The following is a 22258-nucleotide window of genomic DNA, read 5'->3' as shown; positions in this document are numbered from 1 at the left end:
CAGACAATAGCATGACAATCTTTCCACATTCTTTCTGAAATCTAACAGTTTTGAAAGATTTAAGAGATGGGCAGGAAAACAGAGAAGGTTGAGCCCCGGCCCGGCCGCGACGACACCTTCATATATCCCCCCTGGGCAGAAAGGATTTCTCTTGCCAGATACAGTCCGATACCGACGCCCTCCTGATTACGGACGGCTGCCGAGCGGTAGAACCGGGTGAATATTTTGCTGTGTTCTTCTCCCGCGATGCCGATGCCGTTATCGGTAATGTCGATGCGGCAAAAGAGCTCATAGGCAATGGCTTTGATGGTGATGGTGCCGCCGCTCCCGGTGTATTTCACGGCGTTGTCCAAAATATTATATACCGCTTCCGTCGTCCATTTCAGGTCAAAAGAGGCCTGAATGTCCGTGCCTTCAGCAGAGACGGAAATGTTCTTTGCGTCCGCTTTCGGCATAATCTGCTCAACAGACCGGATTATCAGGTTCTGAACGGTGTCCGGTTTCGGCATCACGGTGATAATGCCTGTCTCGAGACGCGAGGTCTTGACCAGGGAGCTTATCAGGAAGTTCAGTTTTTCGGCCTGAGCGGATAAGGCCTTGACGCAGACGGCACAGTCCTCCGGTAACGGGTGTTCGCTCAGCAACTGAGAGTAGAGCAGGATATTGGCAATGGGCGTTTTGGTCTGGTGTGATATGTCGGAAATGAGGCCTTTTATTTTATTCTTTTCTTCATTTAAGTTTTTCGAGGAAGCGGAGCATGCGGACAGGAAGCGCGCCATTTTTGCTTCCAGCGCAGACAAGGCGGATTCATCAAAAACACTTTCGGAGAAATCCCCGTTTGTGGCGCTGTCCAGCATGGTATTCAGCCTATCCATGATACGCCGCATTTTTTTTCTATAGATGAGAATGGTCGTCAGTGCAGCAGTCACTGCCGCCACGGCAACGATAAGGCCAATCAGAACCGGCTTGTCCATCACTTCACCGCCCATGTGTAGCCGATGCCGTATACCGTTTTGATGTATTTGGGCTGGGACGGAAAGTCCTCCAGCTTGTCCCTGAGTCGTTTGATGGCTACCGAAAGGGCGTTTTCATCAACATATTCGGCGCCGTCCGTCCAAACAGCATCCACCAGCTGAGCCCTTGTAAGGGTATTCCCTTTGTTTTCCATCAAAATCCGCAGCAGCTTCTGTTCGGTTTTGCTCAGCTCAATGAGAGCGCCGTTTTTCAAAAATTCCATTTTGCCGAAGGAAAATAAAAAGCTGTCTATTTCCACCGGATCGGCAGAAGGGGAATTTCCCTTTCTCAGCCGGGCATTTACTCTTGCCCGTAAAATCATTAAGCTGAACGGCTTGGTGATATAATCGTCTGCCCCCAGTTCCAGGCCCGTCACCACGTCCGTTTCCAGGTCATTGGCGGTGAGAATGATCACAGGAACAGGGGATGATCTGCGCAGTTCTCTAAGAAAATCGAGCCCGCTTCCATCGGGCAGATTAAGATCCAGAATGACCAAATCAAAATGGGCAGTCTCCATGTTCTGTCTGGCTAGGCGCAGGTCCTGTACCTGAACAAAGGAAAATTCGCTGTCCTTCAGTGCAAGAGATATGCCGTTACTTAAGGACATATCATCTTCAATAATCAATATCTTTTTTATATCGCATACCTCCCGCGTATGAATGATTACATGGTTCGGCGCATATGCAGTTTCTTTTAAAGTATAACATGAAAGGAGGGAGGTCCGACTATCTTTGTGTAAGTATCGACTGGGAAATCTTGGGCATCCAGCATCAGCCAGACAGATTCCTTGCTTAAAGATGCACAAGCGGCAAAAAAATGTCGTCAATAATCTCTGTCAGTGTTTCATCAGATACCGGCTCAAAAGTTGCAAGAAATTCAAACCGCAGTAAATCAATGGGTAACGAAATGATCCGGGGGCTGATTTTTTTTAAGCTGACTTCTCCCCGCATCTCCGCGTTTTTCAGGATCGTCATCATGATAGTGTGCCACTTTTCTTCTCCCTCTGAGCGCCTGATCTGCGTAAAAGCAGAAATAGATACTTTCCCTAGATGCTCGAGCATAAGGCCATGTATGGTTTCAGCACCGATCGTTTGCAGGGGCACTGTAATCCTGCGCAGCAGAATCAGTATATCGTTGCGCAGATCGCCTGTATCCGGAGCATCATCGGTAATTTTTGGCGTATATTTGTGTAATGCGGCAACGACAAGTTCGGACTTTTGGGGCCAGCGACGATAAACAGCCGTTTTATTTGTCTTTGCCCGGGCGGCGACTCCCTCCATTGTCAGATGGGCATAGCCGACCTCATTAAGTTCATCCAAGGCAGCCTGAAGAATAGCATTCTCAAGGATTTTGCCGCGACGGCGCGCGCCTGGGAGATGATCTGCATCATCCTTCTTTTTCTTAGTCATATATAGAGTTCCTTCTTTCAAAGTTTTTTCATTTTGTTCTTGCACTTTGTGTGCATATATTATACCATATGGACATAAGGTACTATACGTACCGTACCTTATTATCATAAAGAAATAAACAATTGTTGGAAAAACTCGGAAAGAAAAACTTGACCGGTTGATACTTAAGATGGCCATCATCACGGAAAAAGGCTTAACGCATGGAAAGGGGTAATAAATCATGAAAAAATATAGCTTGCTGTTCGTATTACTAACACTTTTAGGAACTGCCGGCCTAACTGGATGCAGCGCAGATAACAGCAAGGCTGAAAGTACTGTTTTCCCGGAGGTCGGTATCAAGAAGCAAGATGTGGTATATCTTATGGCAGGTAAAATAGAAGTCGGGGAAAAAGTGGACCTAAAGTCAAAGATTACGGCGAAAGTAGTTAAAATGAATGGGGATATTGGTTCAACGGTGCAAAAAGGGGATCCGGTCATTCAGCTAGATTCCAAAGATCTCCAGGTCCAGGTTGCCCAAGCCCGGGCTGCATTGACGCAGGTTCAGGCCTCACTCACGGGAGCTAAGGTTAATCACGAAAATGCCCAGGTCAATTATAACAGAAACAACCAGCTTTTCCAAGCAGGCGCAATCACCCAATCAGAATGGGAAAAATTCCAAAATACCCTGGATGTGGCCGAGACAACGCAAAACGTCTGCCAAGCTCAGCTGGAACAGGCCCAGACCGCTTTAGATGCGGCGAACATACAGCTTGACAACGGTACCATATTTTCGCCCATATCCGGCATCATTAGCGCAAAAAATGTAAATAGCGGTGAATTGGCTACTGCCGGGGCCTCCCTGCTAACTGTTGTCAACCCGGAGGCTTTATTGATCCATGCGTATCTGCCGGAAAGGATTCTTCACAAGGTAAAGACCGGACAGCAGGTGGTCATAAAAATCCCAGAGATATCGGAAAAAGAATATGCCGGAGAAATATCGGCCATTGATTCCGTCGTTGATGCGAGCAGCAAAACCGTTCTGGTCAAAGTCAGTTTCAAAAATCAAGATACCCAATTAAAACCAGGGATGTTTGCCGAAGTCGGTGTAAGAAATTAAGGGAGAGGACAAAAAAATGACGGGAAAACGTAAATTGATTCTTTTGTGTATTGCGGCAGCAATGATCATCACGCTTGGAGGAGTAGGCGCTTATTACTGGTATCATAATGCCTATTTTGTATCCACCGAGGACGCAAGAGTAGCGGGTGATTTCTTTCCGATCACACCTGAGATATCCGGAAAATTGCTTGAATTTGATGTGAAGGAAGGTGACTCCCTTATCAAGGACCAGATCATAGGCCGCATTGACGCAGAGGGTCTGGCTGATTTAAGGGTTGATATGTCTTTGCTTAGAGCGCCGATCAGTGGGTTGATGATTAAAAAACAAGCTGCGGCAGGTGGATTTGTTTCTGCCGGAACTGCGCTTGCCGTGATGGTTGATCCGAATCAGCTTTATATCAGTGCCAATATGAAAGAAACCGAACTTCAAAAAATAAAGGTTGGACAGAAGGCAGATGTAAAAATAGATCAATTTAAGGGGCAAGTATTTCAGGGTAAGGTGGCATCCATCGGTGAAGCGGCGGCTTCCGCTTTTTCTCTTCTTCCTTCTTCCTCAGGCGGTACATTTACAAAAGTTGTCCAGAACGTGCCGGTAAAAATCGCCCTGGAGAAAACAAATGTTAAGCTGCTGCCGGGTACCAGTGCAATTGTAAAAGTTCATATCAAGTAGGGGGCATCATGGACAACAAAAAAGAAGCTTCATATAAATGGCTGACAATGGGTGTCGTTACCCTCGTAATTTTTATGGCAAATCTGAATACCAGTGTGGTCAACCTTGCCACTTCGGCAATGATGAAAACCTTTGGGGCATCTCTGGGCCAAATACAATGGGTGATCAGTGCCTACACCTTAACGCTGGGCGTTACCATACCGTCAACCGGATATTTAAGTGACCGCTGTGGCTTTAAAAGAGTATTTATTCTTGCCGTAATGCTATTTACCGCGGGGTCGCTCCTGTGCGGAATTTCCTGGAATGTCATGTCGATGATCGCATCCAGGGTGATCCAGGGAGTGGGGGGAGCTTTTATTATATCGCTGGGCCTAACCATCCTCATGACTACTTTTGAAAAAAGTGAAATTGGCATGGTCATAAGTATCGTAGGGGTTTGTGGCATGGCAGCACCTGCTCTGGGACCAACGCTGGGCGGGTATATTATTGAGAATCTTAGTTGGCGGTTTGTTTTCTTCATGAATATTCCGATTGGCGTAGTGAGTACAATCATGGCGATGGTAATACTCCGGGAATCGGAGCATAAGCCGTCAAAGCAATTTGACCTGATCGGGTTCCTGACGTCGGCGGCTGGAATGGTATGCCTCCTTTATGTGCTTGGTAAAAGTGATGTCGATTGGCACGATATAAAGAATATCCTGATCATGATCATGGGATGTTACAGCCTGCTGATGTTTATTGTCAATGAACTGTTGATCCCGGAGCCGATGCTCAATCTAAGGCTTTTAAAGAATTACACTTTTTGCATGAGCAATATTATCATCAACGTTGCTCTATTGGCCCTCTACGGCGGTGTGTTCCTGATACCTGTTTTTTTACAGCAGATTAAAGGATTGAGTCCAATGCAGGCGGGGTTGATCCTTTTCCCCGAAGCCATAGCAACCGCAGTTGCCATGATGCTCTACGGGAGATTGGGAAGTAAGCTGGATACAAGAATATTTGCCATATCCGCCTTGATCTTGATTGTATTTAACAGTTATAGTATGTCCCATATCACCTTAGGAACTCCTAACACGATGATTACGCTGCTGTTAATGATCAGAGGCCTTGGCGTAGGTTTCCTGATCGCGCCGGTCCAGACGATAGGATTAAGTGGAATATCAAAGGCGGCCATGTCTAATGCTTCGGCACTGCTCAATACGGTAAAACAGGTAGGAACGTCTGTGGGCATTACAGTTATTACAAGTATTATGCAGCACCAGAATACCATCAACTATGCAGATTTGGCCGGGCAGGTGAATTATTTTAATCCCAATAGTATGAATCTGTTCAAAATGCTGCAAGGATTACTGGCCCAGGGCGGAATGACCCAGACAGATGCTCAGGCCGGAGCATTAAGCACAATCTATGGAATGATTGCCAGGCAGGCGCAGCTTCAAGCCTTGAACGATACCATGCTGGTGATTTCAATTATCGCGGGCATGATTATTCTTCCCACATTTTTACTTAAGGAGCGTAAGCAGCCGAAAGATAAATTGAATACATTGAAGGCACAATAGAGAGGGATAAAACCGATGTCGATTTCATTTATACTCCGTTTACATTTCCGGTATAAGCTAAAGATAGAGGCAGGAGGTAATGTTTCCCATGAGCAGGATCATGATTGTGGATGACGATAATTACATTCGGGAACTTGTAAGCACCTTATTAAAAAATGAAGGCTTTCGTACCGATGAGGCCACAGATGGCCGTGATGCGCTGCAAAAATTCAGCAAGACCATTCCCGATTTATGCATTATTGATATTATGATGCCCAATATGGACGGTTTTGAGCTGTGCCGCAATATTCGCCGCTATTATGAGGATATGCCGGTTCTGATGCTGACCGCCAAGGGGGAAATCAGCCAGAAGGTCAAAGGTTTTGAACAAGGGACTGACGATTATCTGACGAAGCCCTTTGAAGCTCCTGAACTGATCCTGAGAGTGAAGGCCCTGCTCCGGCGCTATAAAGTTATTTCATCACAACGTGTGCAAATCGGCACCTTAACCATTGATAAAAACAGCTATACCATCTTTACGGACGGAGAGAAGCCGGAGAAGCTGGACATCCCCATGAAAGAATTTGAACTCTTGTTTAAGCTGGCCGGCACTCCGAATAAGACGTTCACCCGCGATCAATTGATCGAAGATGTCTGGGGTTATGACTTCGAGGGGAACGAACGGACGCTGGATGTCCATGTGAACCGGTTACGCGAACGCTTCCCAGCGGAACAATACCGGTTTAAAATCACAACGGTGCGAGGGCTGGGTTATCGTTTGGAGGAGTTAACATGAAAGGCCTGGGGAAGATAATCGCCACTGCCGTACGCGCACTTGTTACAGGCATAATTAGCTTATGTTTTTTAGCTGCCGGCTATGGATGCGCTGAACTGCTTTTTTCCGTTACGGGCCGGCCGGCCCCATTCTGGGCTTATATTGTCTCGGGGATATTCGGCTTGCTGGTTTTTGCCGGAACCGTCAATCTGATATTTGTCGTCATCCATAAGGTATTCAATCGAAGGCACGGCGATCAGCGGATGGATTTTTATCATCATGTGACGGGCGCCCTAAAGAAAATCGCCCAGGGTAATTTTGATGTCTTCATTCCAAGCGCAGATTCAGACAGGCGAGGAAACGTCTACTTTAACGAGATCGCCGAAAGTGTCAATAAGATGGCTAAAGAACTCAGCTCAATGGAAAAGCTGAGGCAGGACTTTATATCCAATGTATCCCACGAGATCCAATCGCCGCTAACCTCGATCAGCGGGTTTGCCGCACTGCTGAAAAACGAAGCCCTTAGCCCGGAGCAAAGAAGCCACTACTTAGATATTATCGAAACAGAAAGCAAGAGATTATCCAAACTGAGCGATAATCTTCTGAAACTGTCGGCCTTGGAAGCAGATCAGACATCCTTTACGCCCCATGAGTTCAGGCTGGACAAACAGATAGAGAGCTGCGTATTGATGCTGGAGCCACAATGGCGAGAAAAAAACATCAGGCTTGACCTTGCGCTGGCAAAGGTCATTTTCTTGGGTGATGAAGAATTGCTCACCCAGGTATGGGTAAATCTGCTGCACAATGCCGTTAAGTTTACCCCGGCAGACGGATGCATCGGCATTGCCCTAACAGAGAATGAAAATGCCGTATGCTGTACCATCTCCGATAACGGCATCGGCATCCCGGAAGAAGATCAAATCCACATTTTTGAGCGCTTCTATAAAGTTGACAAATCCCGTGACCGTTCCTTCGGCGGCAATGGGCTGGGGTTATCCCTGGTGAAAAAGATTGTGGATATACATCATGGACAGATCAGCATGATAAGTGCGGTCGGTAAAGGGACGGAGTTTGCTATTACGCTGCCACGTTGAGAACATAAAGTGAAATGAAAAAAATGAGATCGAGACACCTTGGATGGAAAACATCTGCGGTGTTTTCTTTTTTTATCTGTTTACATTGCGTTTAAACTCAATTTAAGTTCCGTTTAAAGAGCAATTCTATGATACTCCAGACAACAAAATTTGAGACGTGAAAATAAAATTCAGGAAGCCGAGTTTGAAGCTGCCAAAAAACAAATTGAGAAAAGACTGAAATAAGGAAAGAATTATTTACGGATAGGCAAAATGGAGGGAATGCTGATGTTTAAAATGGTGAAACGACTTTCTCCTGCCGCGGTGTTTGCGGCAATCGTTTTTTTGCTGGTGCAGGTAGTTTGTCTGTTATATCTGCCCTATGTCACAGCGGATATTGTCAACAAAGGCCTGATGACAGGCAATATTTCCTATATCTGGTCCAAGGGTTTTCTGATGATTGTCTTATCTGTGGCCGGTTTGGTGGGCGCGCTGCTCAACACCTTTCTCTTTTCCAAACTATCCTATCAGCTGGGCGGCGAGCTCCGGGCCGACCTTTACCGGAAGGCCATGCGCTTCTCCAAGCATGAATTTGACAAATTCGGCGCGTCCTCTTTGATGACACGCAACACCAATGATGTGGCCCAGGTGCAGAACTTAGTGGAAATGGCCATGAAATTCCTGATCCTTTCACCGGCCATGCTATTTGGCGGCATCGCGATGACCTACCTGCTCAGTCCGGAACTCTCATTGATCTTTTTAGGCACTGTCCCCTTTTTGGCGGTCGCGGCGTTTGTGATTTACCGTTTTGCCAGCCCCCTCTACGCCAGGATGCAAAAGCTTCTGGACAGTCTCAACCTCTTTTTCCGAGAAGGGCTGAGCGGGGTAAAGGTGATCCGCGCCTTCAACAAGGAAAAGATCGAATATGAAAAATATAAGCGGGCCAATCAGGAATATACCAAAACCTCCATCACGGCCGCTACCATCATGAGCGTCTTTAGCCCCCTGATCACCATGATCACCAGTCTTTCGACCCTGCTCATTGTGTGGATCGGCGGCAATGCCGTGGCGGCGGGAACCATGGAGATCGGCACGATCATGGGTGCGATCAGTTATTCGGGGCAAATTCTGATGGGATTCGGCATGCTTACCAGTGTGATTCTCGCCGTTCCCCGCGGGCAGATTTCCGCAGGCAGAATCCAGGAAGTGTTGGATATGCCTGCGAGCATTAACGATCCTAAACAGGCAATCCATGCGGGGCACGAGAAAATAAGACTTGCTTTGGAAAATGTTGGTTTTCGTTATCCCGGTGCCGGGAAAAAGACCTTGGAAGGCATCAGTTTAACCGTACAAAAAGGACAGACCCTTGCTGTTATTGGCAACACAGGCGGGGGCAAGTCATCGCTGGTCAATCTGATAGCAAGGCTATACGATGTGGAATCAGGCCATATTCGCATCAACAATACGGATATTCGTGATCTGGACCAAAAAACCCTTCGTCAACTGGTCAGTTTCTCTCCGCAAAAATCTACCTTATTTTTTGGAACCATACGCGCCAATATGCTGATGGGTAAGCCCGATGCCACGGATCATGAAATATGGGCGGCGCTGGAGATGGCTCAGGCTACGGAATTTGTGCGCACCTTGCCTAAGGGCTTAGACAGTGTGGTGGAAAAAAGCGGCGGCAATTTCTCAGGCGGACAAAAACAACGGCTTTGCATTGCCCGGGCGCTCTTGAAGGACGCGCGCATCTATATCTTTGACGACGCTTTTTCGGCGCTTGATTTCAAAACCGATGCTGCCGTGCGCACGGCAATGAAAGAAAAACTGAGGAACGCGATTACCGTCATTGTTGCCCAAAGGGTCAGCACGATTATGGACGCCGATTTGATTGCCGTCCTGGACAAGGGCAAGCTGGCAGGGCTGGGCACCCATGAACAATTAAGCGCATCCAATCCTGTGTATCAGGAAATTATCCAATCTCAGTTTTACACGGAGGTAGTGGCATGAACATGAATATAAGCGGAAAAAGCGCGGGGGGAAGATTCCACGCTGCAGGTAATAAACCCCAAAATACGTGGGGTACAATTAAGCGGCTCCTGGCGTACATGAAAAAAAGCAGCCTGTTGATGGCCTTAACGGTTGTCATTGCGGTTGCAGGCACCTTCATGCAGGTGATCAGCCCTAGAATGCTTGGAAACGCAACCACCGTCATTTTCGAGGGGATCAAACAGGAGAGTGGAATAGATTTTAGCCGGCTGGGGGTCATCCTGCTTACTGTCGCCGCACTGTATGCCGGCGTATTCATCACAACCTTTTTACAGCAACGGATTATGGTCCTTGTTTCCCAAAAGACGACCTATTCCCTGCGCAACGAGCTCAAGGCCAAAATGAATAAGGTGACCGTATCCTATTTTGACAAAAATTTAAGCGGCAACCTGATGTCGGTGGCGGCCAATGATATTGACAATATTGCGACGAATTTACAGCAGAGCTTGACGGAACTGATCTCCAGTGCAATTCTAGTCGTTGGCGTTTTAGCGATTATGATTACCATCAGCCCGCTGCTGACATTACTTGCTTGTGTGATGATTCCCGGCAGTCTGATCATCATGAAACTCTTAACGCCCAGCACGCAAAAAAATACCAGGCAGTATTTAAAACTGCAAGGCGAGCTGAACGGGCAGATAGAAGAATCCTATCAGGGGTTTGTGGTGGTTAAGAGTTTTGGCGGTGAAAAGGAGTTGCTGGAAAAGTTCTACACTGTGAATGAAGGCATGGTCCAGTCGGGCTGGAGGGCGAGATTCTTCGGCGGCAGCATGATGCCAAGCATGAGCCTGGCGCAAAATATTATTTACGTCCTCATCGCCGTGATCGGCGCGGTGAAGGTCGTGGGCGGCTCGGTAACCATTGGCGATATGCAGGCATTCTTGCAGTATTCCTCCCAGTTTTCCAACCCGCTGGTGAAACTCTCCCAGATCTGGGGCAGTGTCCTCTCCACCATTGCGTCCGCTGAACGGGTGTTTGGCATGCTGGATGCGGAAGAGATGAGAGAGTATGGGGAGGAGTTTCCGGACAAAGCCGGCGAAACGGCTAAGGTCATTTTTGACCATGTCAGGTTTAGCTATACGGATGAACCGCTGATGAAGGATTTTTGCCTGGACGTTCAAGAGGGGCAGATGGTGGCAATCGTGGGGCACACCGGTGCGGGAAAAACCACCCTGATTAATTTGCTGGAGTGGTTCTATGAGATTCAGGGCGGAGGCATCCGGATGGATGGCGTGGATATTCGCAATATTGACCGGCAGGCGGTGCGGCAAAAAATGGGCATGGTCCTGCAGGATACCTGGCTTTTTTCCGGCACGATCTATGATAACATCCGGTATGGAAACGAAAACGCAAGCCAAGAACAGATCTACGCTGCGGCAAAAGCCGCCTACGCCGACGACTTTATTCAAAAGCTGCCGGATGGCTACAATACCGTTCTGAACGAAGAGGCCGGCAATATTTCACAGGGGCAGCGCCAGCTGATCACGATCGCGCGGGCCTTTGTCAGCAATCCGGAAATATTGATTTTGGATGAAGCGACGTCCAATGTGGATAGCCGCACGGAATTGGTTATTCAGAGTGCCATGAAGAAACTGCTTAAAGGACGCACGAGTTTTGTGGTTGCTCACCGGTTGTCAACGATTTACGATGCCGACCGCATTCTGGTCATGGATCACGGTGATATTGTGGAAACGGGAAATCACAAGGAACTGCTGAGTAAGAACGGAACCTACGCGGATATTTATCATAGCCAATTCGCGCAAAAAAGCGCCTAAGAGCCGCGGGTTTGTTGGAACTTAGAGAAAATGAAGGAGCGGTGAATGCCGCAGATACAGAATAGTCCGCCAAATTTCAAGATTGCATTTGACGGACTATGTTTTATTTCCGGTACTTAAGCAGGCTCATTTATTTAATGTTTCTTTTTACCAACACCATAAAGGCCTCCGGTGTGACAACCCTTACTTTAGGATTTTTCTCCAATTGGGCGGTCACTTTTGCGATACTGCTCATATCTTTGCTCCATGCATGCACATAAACAAAGGTATAGGCTGTCTCTTTACGGATATCAGTTTGGCCTGCGCGGACACGGGCGTTGATCTTTTCCACCAGGGTATTCTCTTCTTCCAGTCCGGCCCAAAGAAGGTCTCTACAGGATACCACTGGCTTGCCCTTTGCCCATACCATTAAACCTTTGTAATCGTCCTGCCTGCTGTAATTAAGATAAAACAAGCCTTCTATATCCGGTTGGGCTAGGTATTTCTCCCAAACTGCCCGATTAAAAAGTGCCCAATCGTCTATAACCGCTACATATTTCTGATCTACCTTTTTCATATAACGGTTAAGTTTTTTGGCATAATTATCCAAGTCGCTTCTGGGAAACTTGCTGGGAAACATATATCCTCTGCCGGAAGGTGAGACCAGAAAGTAATCGCTGCCCGTTCCCTTTTTTGCACTTTTGTAATACAAATCAAAAACAGTCGGCGTTAAATAAAACATGGATGGACTGATTGTCCATCCCATGTTGAAGCTGCCTCTCTCCTGAGCCCCGTACCATTTGGGGGAGGAGTAGTTTTTCCCCAGATACCACTGCTGGTTATCACCGTCCGACATGAGAAAGGTTACATAATGAACACCTTTCTCTCTACGCGGTTCGGCAAAGGCGCCCTGGCTCACCGGCAAGGAAGGAAATGCGCTCAGTACGCTTAGATTATAGGACCAGTCCGCCGCTACAACACTAACCCCATGCCTGGACGCTGTGCTTACATTAACAAATTCGTCAGGACCCCAACCAAGGCACAGGGCATCGGGGCCCATAGACCCGAACACTTTATTCCGGAGGGTTACCTTTTCCTTGCTGTCTTCATAAAACACTAAAGATTTCGTCATGATTGCATAATCCCGTAAGGCGGTATCCTTACCGGGTGACAACTGAATCACAACGGAATGGTTTAACCCGGAATTCCAGAGGTGATCGTAAGCCCAAGAGGCACTGGTATTTCTGCAGTCCCCCATCTTGTTTGTGATGCCTAAGGATTTTACTTTGGATTCCAAAGACGCATCAATGGCAATAGATTGTTTTATCGATGCCAATGAACAGGCATTATTTATGGAGGGATCATTTCCGGAGACATTGTCATAGATAACATATCCTTTTATATATCCTTTCAGGTGATTCAGCAGCATCCAGGGATCGCTGACCATTTGATAACCAATGCCATGTCCGGATTTCAAATCCTCCAGCCATATTTTGTAGTCCGGATTGGAACTGTTTAACGTGTAGATTTGTGTATCGGAAAGATTGGCTACCAAACCTTGCAGGGTAGCTATCATCGTTCTTTCCGGAGAATTCATGCCCTTTTGATCAATGACGTAAAGGAACTTGGGCTTTTTCGAACTTTTGATGTATGCTGATTCTTGCTTTTGCTTCCATTGTGACCATTTTGTTTTGAAATTGTCGGTGTTTTCCTTGCAGTATTGATAAAAGGTGTTTAGAAAATTGATTCGTTCCTTGGAATAAAAGCTCTCCACACTGTGGGGAGTCAGGTGTGCAAGTACAACTTGCCGTCTGATAATGTCTTCTGAAGAGACTTCCTTGGCATTTTTCATCATATCATACATGATCATAAAGGTTGTGGTTCTGCCAATACCCTCTTTACAATGAAAATGAAGCCAGGCATTTTCCGGAAGTTTACGTACGGAGCCGACGAAATAGTCAACCATCTCATCATTCGGAAGCTTCCCATCCGTAACAGGGATGCGCAGATAAGATATGGAATGGCTTTTCACCAATTTCTCTTCAGTCTGGACCTTTTTGGGCACAATGGTTATTTTAGGATGGTTATAGAAAGAAATGGGTTGGTTTAATGGAATACTTTTTAATTTCTTTTTTTCTTCACCTATCACCTGTTGCTTTGTCAAGCCTTCATTGGCATTATTTTTAGCATTTGCCCAGCTTACATCATTGCCGTTGATAAAACCATGAGATTCCTGCCTTAAATCAATATCCGTAATATGGTATGGAGCGCCGATGGATTCTTTAATTAATTTAAGTCCCTCTTCTGAAAATTGATGACTACCGGAAATGTTTAGCGTATCCAGCCCGGTCAGATTTAACGGTTTCTCATTATCCGTGCTGATCGGGTCGCAAGCCTTGCGAAAGTGTTTAGGAAGTACCTTCTCATTGATAGCGTCGATAACGAGATGGAGATCTTTATCGTCTATTTTTGTCTCAAGCTGCTTTGCCGCCGGGTCAGAATAAATGGTAAAATCGGATTGAAAAGCCACTACCACTATTAGTATCAATAACATTAAAATCATTACGCTGCGTATAGATCGTTTCCGCATATTGTCCACCTCGTTTTATCATCGTAAATTTTTATATTTTGCCATTAAGCTAAAGGTTTTTACTTCAATGCTTATAGTTTAAATATTTTTAAATAATATATGAGAACATTTCACATGTAAAATTTGCTGAATTCAGTATGATGTGGAAATATAAATGACATGGTACGAAGGATAATTTAATTTTTTTGATCCCATATTAATCGTAATTTTGCTTATTTCAGTAGGGATTCACAAAAAAAATGTCAGTGCATATTATGTTATGTAACATAGAATAATTTTCAGGTAAGCTGTAAGGAGAAAAAACATGTGCACCAATTTAACAATTGCAGGTAAATCGAAGGATTATCCCATGATCTCAGCACGAACGATGGATTTTCCCCGAGAACTTTCCACCAGCCTTCATTTCATACCTCGTTTCCAATCGTTTCCAGAAATTCCTCTCCCTGAAGAGATCCGATGGGAGAACAAGTACGCATTTATCGGTGCAGTACATGCTCTGTCTGGGGAAATAGGCTATTCCGATGGCTTAAATGAGGCGGGACTTTCTGCTGCTGCCTTATGGTTGGATTGCAGTATGTACCCTAAGCCTGCACCGCCTACCCCCATACTTTGCAACCATAATGTTGTGAGCTATGTTTTAGGGAATTTTGACAATGTTAACAAAGTGAAAGATGAACTTTCTAAGATAACGGTTATCGACATCGGTCGGCCTTTCGCGACCCCGTTGCACTTTATTTTTAGCGATGCTTTGGGAAACCATTTGATTGTGGAATTCATAGACGGAGAGATGAAAACCTACAAGAATAATGTGGGTGTGCTGACCAATGACCCGGCCTTTGATTGGCATCTTACGAATCTTCGCAATTACGAGACCTTAAGCCTGGAAAACAATCCTAAAATTTCTTTTGACGGCGAATTTTATGGAAGCGGTCAGCTTGGAAGCCCCGGCGACCCAACTTCTCCTTCCCGCTTCGTGCGGGCAGAATTACTGAGGCGCAGTGGGTTTCACCCCAAGAATACGCAACAGAGCATTGGATTAGCTCTACAAATTTTACAGACTATCGCCGTACCCTGTGGCACAGTCATGATGAATGGCTCCTATAATGAATTTGATTGGACTCAGTGGTGTATCATCAGAGATCATACCAACCGTAGTATTTATTTCAATACAGATTTTAACAGCACTCTATACGGTATCCATCTTAAAGAACTGGACGTTAATGGTTCAGAGCGGAAGAGCATTGACATCATACAACCTGACTGGTATGTGGATGTTACTAAAAAACTAGAATCAGTATAAATGATGCGCATATCCTAAATTTTGTATAAACCTCCAAGTTGGTATAGAATAGAAGACCAATTTGGAGGTTTATCTTGAAAATGGATCTGCACTGCCGGATTCTTAGACATCAATGTTTTAGTTGGGCTTATTGATAAATCAAAAATATTTTTAATAAAGTACAATCGGAGTATAATGAAGACAATAAAGGAGGAAGGCGGGGGATGTGTCAATGACAGAATTGCCAATGGAAAAAGCGTTTATGTTGATTGAGCCGGGACCTGTGATTCTGGTCACTACAAAGGATGAGGGCCGGAATAATATCATGACAATCTCATGGCACATGGTGATGGATTTTACCCCGAAGATTGCCCTGACAACCGGCCCGTGGAATTATTCGTTTCAGGCTCTGATACATACCAAAGAATGTGTGCTTGCCATTCCGACGATTGACCTTGCGGAAAAGGTGGTTGGCATCGGCGACTGTTCCGGTGCAGAGGTGGACAAGTTTCAGAAATTTGGTCTGACGGCATTACCGGCAACCGATGTAAAAGCTCCCCTGATTTTGGAATGCCTTGCCTGTTTGGAGTGCCGCGTGACTGACTATCTGGAGCCTCAAGGCATTTTCATTTTGCAGGGCGTACGCGCCTGGATCGATCAGGAACGGAAAGAACGCCGCACATTCCATGCCAATGGGGACGGCACCTTTGTTGTGGACGGAAACACCATAAATCTTCGCAGCCTGATGGAAGATAAGCTGCCGTCCGGCGTTTGACGTTCGTATAGCAACAAAGAACCTGTCTCATTCTTTTCCTTCATTAAGTGCCTCTAATTCCTCTTTTTTCATCGAGAAACTGTACTGGTCATCAGGGAAAAGTTTATTACGCACTTCGCTTACATATGCCTGTAAACCGAGGGCAATGGGTTCATTCACATTTGCATAGGGTTTAACGAATTTCGCTACCCGATCGACTCCATAAGTGAGAATGTCATGGTATACAAGCACCTGACCGTCAGTATCAACACCAGCTCCGATTCCTATCGTAGGAATTGCCAGCCGGGCAGAAATTTCTTCGGCAAGTTGTTTTGGAATACATTCAAGCACAAGGGCAAATGCTCCTGCTTCCTGGCATCGTTTTGCATCCTTGATCATATTTCTGGCGGCTGCGCCATCTTTCCCCTGAACTTTATATCCGCCAAGGACAGCCGCTGATTGGGGAGTCAGCCCCAGATGGGATACAACAGGGATGCCGGCTTTTACAAGCGCTTCGATATGAGAGAGCACTCCATCAGCCCCCTCTACTTTTACAGCATGCGCACCCGTTTCCTGAATAAGCCGTGCTCCGTTCAAAAGGGTATCCCTAACGGAGAGATGATAGCTCATAAATGGCATGTCCACTACGATGAAAGTGTTACGAGCCCCGCGCTTCACGGCCTTAGCATGATGAATCATATCCTCCATTGTCACAGGAATGGTTGAATCATAGCCTAGCACAACATTGCCAAGAGAATCCCCGACAAGGATCATGTCCACTTCCGCCTGCTCGACTTGTCTGGCAGACGGATAATCGTAGGCGGTAACCATGACAATTTTTTTTCCTTGATCTTTCATGTCCAAAAAGTCTTTTGTTAATTTCATGATCATTCCTCCTTTTTTTAGGAGAGGTGACAAAACAATGTGCATATTAAAAAAGGATCCTTTCTAACCAGAAGGATCCTTTTTAGACATACTTATACTTGTTTTATCCCTCTGTCCCGGTCCGTAACGGATCTAGGCAGAACCATTTTGATTTATTAAGTTATTTCATAAAAGGTGCAGTTCTAATGATACTGCCCAAATTGATTATAGCAGATTATCTATGAACTTGGCTACTCTAATCCTTTATTCATCCAAAGGATCTATGCCGATTTAGCACAAATATGAGAAATTAATTCTTTATTGTCTGATCAGTTGGTGATATCATAAGAGTAAATCAAAAAATAATATATTAAGTTCTGACCAGTAGGGTGCGCCTGACTGGAAGGAAGGTTTTGAGTATCCTACAGGAAAGAGATATTTTCTGACCTTTAGGGGTGAATGAAAAGTCTGGTAGATAATAAAAGACCTTCCAATGGAAGGTCTTTCTTTTTTCGTAGGTAACTGAAAACCGGAAAGGAGATAAAAAAATGAATAAAAGCTATGCCGCGGACTTTATTGATGAATCAAAAATCCAGCAACTGCTTAGTGAGACGGCGCATATTTCTAAAAGTGAGGTAAAAGAAATAATTGCCAAGGCAAAGGAGGCAAAAGGATTAACAACAAGAGAGGTAGCTGCATTAATTCAACTGGAAGATGAAAAGTTGCTGGAAGAAATGTTTAACGCCGCTTTAGAAATTAAGCAAAGAATTTATGGAAAAAGAATTGTACTTTTTGCTCCCCTATACCTGAGTAGCTACTGTATCAATAACTGTGTTTACTGTGGCTACCGTTGTGCAAATAAAGGGGAGCGAAAAAAGTTGTCTATGGATGAGATCAGGGAGGAAGTAGAGGCCTTAGAGCAATTAGGTCATAAACGTCTCATGCTGGACATGGGTGAAGACCCCCAAAATGCACCTATTGAGTATGTTGTGGAGGCGATGAAAACAATATATGAGACAATGAAAGACAATGGGGCCATACGAAGAATTAATGTCCAGATTGCCGCAACGACTGTGGAAGACTATCTAAAATTAAAACAAGCAGGGATTGGCACATACATTCTTTTCCAAGAGACCTTTCATCGGCAAACATATGCCAAAATACATCCATCCGGGCCGAAAAGAGATTATGACTGGCATACAACAGCCATGGATAGAGCCATGGAAGGCGGCATTGATGATGTAGGTATGGGTGTCCTTTTTGGACTTTACGACTATCGCTTTGAGGTTGTAGCACTGATGTTGGGCATCCGCCACCTGGAGGAGAAATTTGGCGTAGGGCCACATACCATTTCATTTCCCCGGATGCGGGAGGCGGAGGGTGTAGATTTGAGTACTTTCCCTTATTTGGTGAATGACGATCAATTTAAGAAAATCGTCGCCGTATTGAGATTGGCAGTCCCTTATACGGGAATGATTCTGTCTACGCGGGAAAAACCTGACTACCGGGATGAAGTTGTTGACCTGGGCATTTCCCAAATGAGTGCAGGATCTTGTGTGGGCATCGGCGGATATAAGGCCCAGCTGGAAAACCTAAAACGGGGGACTGAAGAATACGAAGACCTTCATTCTGCTCAATTCGAAGTAGCTGATCATCGATCTCCGGATCAGATTCTTCGTCATCTTTGTGAAGCCGGATATATCCCGAGCTACTGTACGGCCTGTTATCGTAAGGGAAGGACAGGGGACAGGTTTATGTCTCTTGCTAAAACCGGCGAAATCCAAAATGTTTGCCAGCCCAATGCTATTTTGACCTTTAAGGAGTATTTAATGGATTACGCAAGTCCGGAAACTAGAGAGATCGGAGAACAGGCCATCAAAGAACATCTGGAAATGATCACGAACCCTAAGATTAAACAAATGACCATCGACGAGTTGAAAAAAATTGAAGTTGGTACGCGAGATTTATATTTTTAAGTTGTGAACTTTCATCACTTTTTTGAAGGTCGAGTAGCCAGGGGAATCGCTCTCCCGGTCTACCCGACCTTTTTGTGATAAAACAGCAGAAAAAAATCTTCTTAAATTTTAAAAATGGCTATTGAATTCCAAATATCTCTATACTATAATGGAATACACAAAGTATTTCAGATAAGTACAATGGGTTCTACACAGGAATACCGAACGTCTTGCAGGCGCGGACATAGGGTTATTTAGCTGATGAAGTAAATTTAGGTATGAGGAGATGGTATGAATGTTGGAGAAAAGGATTGGATCATGGCTTATTTTGGCATCCTGGCTTTTCTGCTATGTTCTTTATTACAACACATCACTGATTGTAAAATGGTGAAAAAATAAACCGATTAAAACAAGATAAAAAAATAGCCGGAGGCCGGAAAAATACCGGTATCCGGTTATTTATATTTGGGGAAGGGATGTTTAAACTTAATAACTTAATACTTAATGAACTTCGATCCGGGAGCGCCGCAGATGCTGCATTTTTCCGGAACAGATTTTTCAATATTTCCACATACGGGACACAGATAGTAAAAAACTTCTTCTGTTTGATCTAAATTTTCTAATGCCTCTTTGTAAAGCCGTGCATGGACCTCTTCTGCTTTCATGGCAAGGGTGAAACTGTTGAGGGCAGCTTTATTGCCTTCCTTTTCAGCCTCTTTTACGAAATCAGGATACATGTTTTGGTACTCATGGGTTTCGCCATTGACGGCATCTTTTAAGTTGTCGGCTGTGGACCCAATTTTACCGGCTACTTCGAAATGTTTGAGTGCATGTAAAGTCTCCGCATCGGATGCTGCCTTAAATAGCTTGGCGGCGTTGATTTTTCCATCTGCCTCAGCCTTTTTGGCGTAGGCCAGATATTTTCTATTTGCCTGGGATTCCCCGGCGAATGCCTCCATCAGGTTTTTCAGAGTTTTTTGTTCTTCCATTTTTTTACCTCCCTTTATAAATTATTCTTTAGTTCCTCGATTTCTTCTTCCACCTCTTGAGCCCCTTCTGCATAGAATCCTTCCTCATCTGGAGCAAGTTCTTTCAGCAGTCTCAGGAACTCTCCTGCATGTACGCGCTCCTCATCGGCGATATCCTTCAATACTGCAATTGCCAGTCTATTGTCTGTCGATTCAGCAAGCTGCATATAAAGCTGGATCGCTTCATATTCTGCTGATACCATAAACCGGATCGCTCTAATTAATTCTTGTTCTGTCAGCTTGCGATCTTTTGCAAGTCCAGAAAAGGGATGTCCAAAATCAGGCATAATAACCCTCCTAAAAATTTATTTATATTTGAAAGGCGTCTCGGAAAGGCACCTTTAAAATATACGCTTTTCTCACTTTTTTCCATAAGCTGGGCACCCAAAAGCAAAAGAACAATTATAACTTTGTAATGATTACATTTTTATTATATTTATAAATTAATGGTTTTGCAATCCTAAAATAAAAAAATTTAGATAAAAATTAAAAAATATTTTTAAAAATATTCGGATGCCGGATCCTGGTGCCCGTTCCTTATCTCATCTATCTCGTATATTTAGGCTTGACAAGTATCACGATATATGACAAACTGAATAAAATTGATAGAGGCGCATTGTACAATCAGTACCCGAAGCTGTTAAGGTTTACGCAAGACCGTAGCTTCGGCGAAAGGTGTAGATGCCGAAGTCGGTCCTGATTGCGTAGGGACTGGGCTGGGTGGGCAAAATAAGATTTGCTCAACTGTCGCTTTTGCGGAGAGCTATCTATAGTACAGTATGATAAGAAATTACAGTATGAATAGGAATTATTCATACTGGTAATTTATTAGCTGATTCCGTAATCAGCTATTTTTTTTTAAAAAAAGGAGACGTATAAGCACATGAAAAAAAATACTATTTTCAAAGGTATCGCCACTGCTCTCATCACGCCTCTGGATGAAACCGGAATTAATTATGCGCAGTTTGGCAAATTGATCGACTGGCAAATTGCAGAAGGGATTGATGCCCTGGTGATTTGCGGAACCACAGGTGAAGCGTCGACCCTGAATGACGAGGAGCATAGAGAGGCAATTGCATTTGCAGTTCAGTACGCAGCAGGGAGAGTGCCGATTATAGCAGGTACAGGCAGCAATGACACCGAATACGCAATTGATCTCACTCGATGTGCCTGCGAAGCAGGTGCGGATGCAATGCTCGTCGTTACTCCCTATTATAACAAGGCTACTCAAAAAGGTTTGATTAAAATGTTTACTCAAATTGCCGATCAGAGCACAAAACCGATCATTCTTTATAACGTGCCTTCAAGGACCGGAGTAAATATTGAGCCTGCCACCTATGAAGTATTAGCTGAACACGAAAACATCGTAGGGATTAAGGAAGCAAATGGCAACATTTCAAAAATTGTGGAAACGATGGCGCGTATACGCGGCAAGCTTGATTTGTATTCAGGCAATGACGATCAGATTGTTCCACTGATGGCCCTTGGGGGAGTTGGCTGCATTTCCGTGCTTTCAAATATTATGCCGGCACAGACACGGGAGATTTGCACCCGTTTCTTTAATGGTGACATTGCCGGCAGTGCAGAACTGCAGTATCAATTATATCCCCTGATAGACACACTATTTTGCGAAGTTAACCCCATTCCGGTTAAAGCGGCTATGGCGGCTATGGGATTCTGCAAGAATTATCTCCGATTGCCTCTTACTGAAATGGAGGATGCAAACCGTGAAAAGCTGCTCTCCCTTATGCGCGCACAAGGATTAAACGTATAAGGAGCATGTCATGAAGCATGCCATGGAGACAGGTACATTGACATAAGTCCACTATTTGATGAGGCTCTGCATGTCAAGGGACCTGTCCCCGTGACATTACATTACTCTCGGCCCACGAGAAAGTCTTTGGGGTTTTGCCGTTTTGCCAAATCCTCGAAATATCTCAGCTTCTCCTTATCTTTGGAAAACCAGTAATAGTTGCCGTCCAAACTATATCCCTGCAGGTTGTACAGCGCATAAACCATGTTTACCAAGGACTGAAAGCTGGCGGCGTATTGGTCATGCCGGGTGGGCCGGGGAGGCGTGACCAGCTGGGATGTCAGGAGTATCGCTACTTTTTCCGGATAGTCCCTCAGCCACTGAAATACATTCCTAAAATGGAGGAACAGTCCTTTTTCCACCGGGATATCATTAGGGAGTTCGGCGGCCATTTCTAAAAAAGCGCGGGCATTTAAATCCTCCCTGCTCAATTCTTGTATCGCGGGATTAAACCGTTTGCTGATCAAACCGGCTTCTCTTAATTCCAGGAGTTCTTTGATTCTATTTAAGTTTAATACCTTGTTGTGATCCATTTTTTGTCCTTCTTTAGAATTTTATTACTGTTTTTGCCATTTCCCGGGATAAATATACCTCCTA

The 22258-nt window shown here is 45.0% G+C and carries 19 protein-coding genes and 1 riboswitch; of the genes, 11 read left to right on the top strand and 8 right to left on the bottom strand.

All coding sequences use genetic code 11. The annotated features are described in order from the left end of the window. Positions 1-59 precede the first annotated feature (59 nt). The 3 genes from DCMF_RS14310 to DCMF_RS14300 form a co-directional block, all read right to left on the bottom strand. A complete protein-coding gene (locus tag DCMF_RS14310) occupies positions 60-974 on the bottom strand; it encodes a sensor histidine kinase (RefSeq protein WP_148135047.1) in 915 nt (304 codons plus the stop codon). After that, entirely contained in the window at positions 974-1651 is a 678-nt protein-coding gene (locus tag DCMF_RS14305) for a response regulator transcription factor (protein WP_148137911.1), read from the bottom strand. The genes DCMF_RS14310 and DCMF_RS14305 overlap by 1 nt, the downstream gene beginning before the upstream one ends. A gap of 154 nt (positions 1652-1805) precedes the next feature. Next, the gene (locus DCMF_RS14300) at positions 1806-2423 is read right to left on the bottom strand and encodes a TetR/AcrR family transcriptional regulator (protein WP_148135046.1); all 618 of its coding nucleotides are present in this window, start codon (positions 2421-2423) and stop codon (positions 1806-1808) included. A 220-nt stretch (positions 2424-2643) separates the two neighbouring features. Between DCMF_RS14300 and DCMF_RS14295 the strand changes: the two genes are divergently transcribed. From DCMF_RS14295 to DCMF_RS14265, 7 genes are all read left to right on the top strand, one after another. Further along, on the top strand, positions 2644-3519 hold the full coding sequence (locus DCMF_RS14295) for an efflux RND transporter periplasmic adaptor subunit (protein WP_148135045.1): 876 nt from the start codon (positions 2644-2646) through the stop codon (positions 3517-3519). A gap of 16 nt (positions 3520-3535) precedes the next feature. Then, a complete protein-coding gene (locus DCMF_RS14290) occupies positions 3536-4189 on the top strand; it encodes an HlyD family secretion protein (protein WP_148135044.1) in 654 nt (217 codons plus the stop codon). Between the two features lie 8 nt (positions 4190-4197). Further along, on the top strand, positions 4198-5748 hold the full coding sequence (locus DCMF_RS14285; RefSeq protein ID WP_148135043.1) for a DHA2 family efflux MFS transporter permease subunit: 1551 nt from the start codon (positions 4198-4200) through the stop codon (positions 5746-5748). 88 nt (positions 5749-5836) lie between these two features. After that, entirely contained in the window at positions 5837-6523 is a 687-nt protein-coding gene (locus DCMF_RS14280; RefSeq protein ID WP_148135042.1) for a response regulator transcription factor, read from the top strand. Next, positions 6520-7596 carry a HAMP domain-containing sensor histidine kinase gene (locus DCMF_RS14275; protein ID WP_148135041.1) on the top strand — a complete coding sequence of 359 codons (1077 nt, stop codon included), beginning with the start codon at positions 6520-6522 and terminating at the stop codon, positions 7594-7596. Before DCMF_RS14280 ends, DCMF_RS14275 begins: the two co-directional genes overlap by 4 nt. 267 nt (positions 7597-7863) lie before the next feature. Next, a complete protein-coding gene (locus DCMF_RS14270; protein WP_148135040.1) occupies positions 7864-9585 on the top strand; it encodes an ABC transporter ATP-binding protein in 1722 nt (573 codons plus the stop codon). After that, complete coding sequence (locus DCMF_RS14265) at positions 9582-11399, top strand: ABC transporter ATP-binding protein (RefSeq protein WP_236860275.1); 1818 nt, start codon at positions 9582-9584, stop codon at positions 11397-11399. Before DCMF_RS14270 ends, DCMF_RS14265 begins: the two co-directional genes overlap by 4 nt. Positions 11400-11529: 130 nt before the next feature. Here the strand turns inward: DCMF_RS14265 and DCMF_RS14260 are convergent, their stop codons facing one another. Then, on the bottom strand, positions 11530-13968 hold the full coding sequence (locus DCMF_RS14260) for a GxGYxYP domain-containing protein (RefSeq protein WP_148135039.1): 2439 nt from the start codon (positions 13966-13968) through the stop codon (positions 11530-11532). A 304-nt stretch (positions 13969-14272) separates the two neighbouring features. On the opposite strand from DCMF_RS14260, the gene DCMF_RS14255 reads away from it, so the two are divergent. Then, the gene (locus DCMF_RS14255) at positions 14273-15268 is read left to right on the top strand and encodes a linear amide C-N hydrolase (protein ID WP_148135038.1); all 996 of its coding nucleotides are present in this window, start codon (positions 14273-14275) and stop codon (positions 15266-15268) included. A 211-nt stretch (positions 15269-15479) separates the two neighbouring features. Then, positions 15480-16022, top strand: coding sequence for a flavin reductase family protein (locus tag DCMF_RS14250; protein ID WP_236860274.1), 543 nt, complete (start codon positions 15480-15482; stop codon positions 16020-16022). Between the two features lie 27 nt (positions 16023-16049). Here the strand turns inward: DCMF_RS14250 and panB are convergent, their stop codons facing one another. Then, positions 16050-16886, bottom strand: coding sequence for a 3-methyl-2-oxobutanoate hydroxymethyltransferase (gene panB / locus DCMF_RS14245; protein ID WP_148135036.1), 837 nt, complete (start codon positions 16884-16886; stop codon positions 16050-16052). Positions 16887-17413: 527 nt separating this feature from the next. Here panB and hydG point away from each other — a divergent pair. Beyond that, positions 17414-18841: a [FeFe] hydrogenase H-cluster radical SAM maturase HydG gene (hydG, locus tag DCMF_RS14240; protein WP_148135035.1), complete on the top strand. Its 1428-nt coding sequence runs from the start codon at positions 17414-17416 to the stop codon at positions 18839-18841. Positions 18842-19314: 473 nt separating this feature from the next. Here the strand turns inward: hydG and DCMF_RS14235 are convergent, their stop codons facing one another. Next, the gene (locus DCMF_RS14235; RefSeq protein ID WP_148135034.1) at positions 19315-19809 is read right to left on the bottom strand and encodes a rubrerythrin family protein; all 495 of its coding nucleotides are present in this window, start codon (positions 19807-19809) and stop codon (positions 19315-19317) included. A 14-nt stretch (positions 19810-19823) separates the two neighbouring features. After that, the gene (locus DCMF_RS14230) at positions 19824-20135 is read right to left on the bottom strand and encodes a ferritin family protein (RefSeq protein WP_148135033.1); all 312 of its coding nucleotides are present in this window, start codon (positions 20133-20135) and stop codon (positions 19824-19826) included. Positions 20136-20446: 311 nt separating this feature from the next. Then, positions 20447-20622: riboswitch (Lysine riboswitch) on the top strand. Between the two features lie 109 nt (positions 20623-20731). Between DCMF_RS14230 and dapA the strand changes: the two genes are divergently transcribed. After that, positions 20732-21622: a 4-hydroxy-tetrahydrodipicolinate synthase gene (gene dapA / locus DCMF_RS14225; protein ID WP_148135032.1), complete on the top strand. Its 891-nt coding sequence runs from the start codon at positions 20732-20734 to the stop codon at positions 21620-21622. 101 nt (positions 21623-21723) lie between these two features. On the opposite strand, the gene DCMF_RS14220 is transcribed toward dapA, so the two are convergent. Then, a complete protein-coding gene (locus DCMF_RS14220; protein WP_148135031.1) occupies positions 21724-22194 on the bottom strand; it encodes a hypothetical protein in 471 nt (156 codons plus the stop codon). Between the last annotated feature and the right edge of the window lie 64 nt (positions 22195-22258).

The sequence above is a fragment of the Candidatus Formimonas warabiya genome (assembly GCF_002777255.1).
GTDB lineage: Bacteria > Bacillota > Dehalobacteriia > Dehalobacteriales > Dehalobacteriaceae > Formimonas > Formimonas warabiya.
This window is presented reverse-complemented; position numbering and strand designations above follow the sequence as displayed.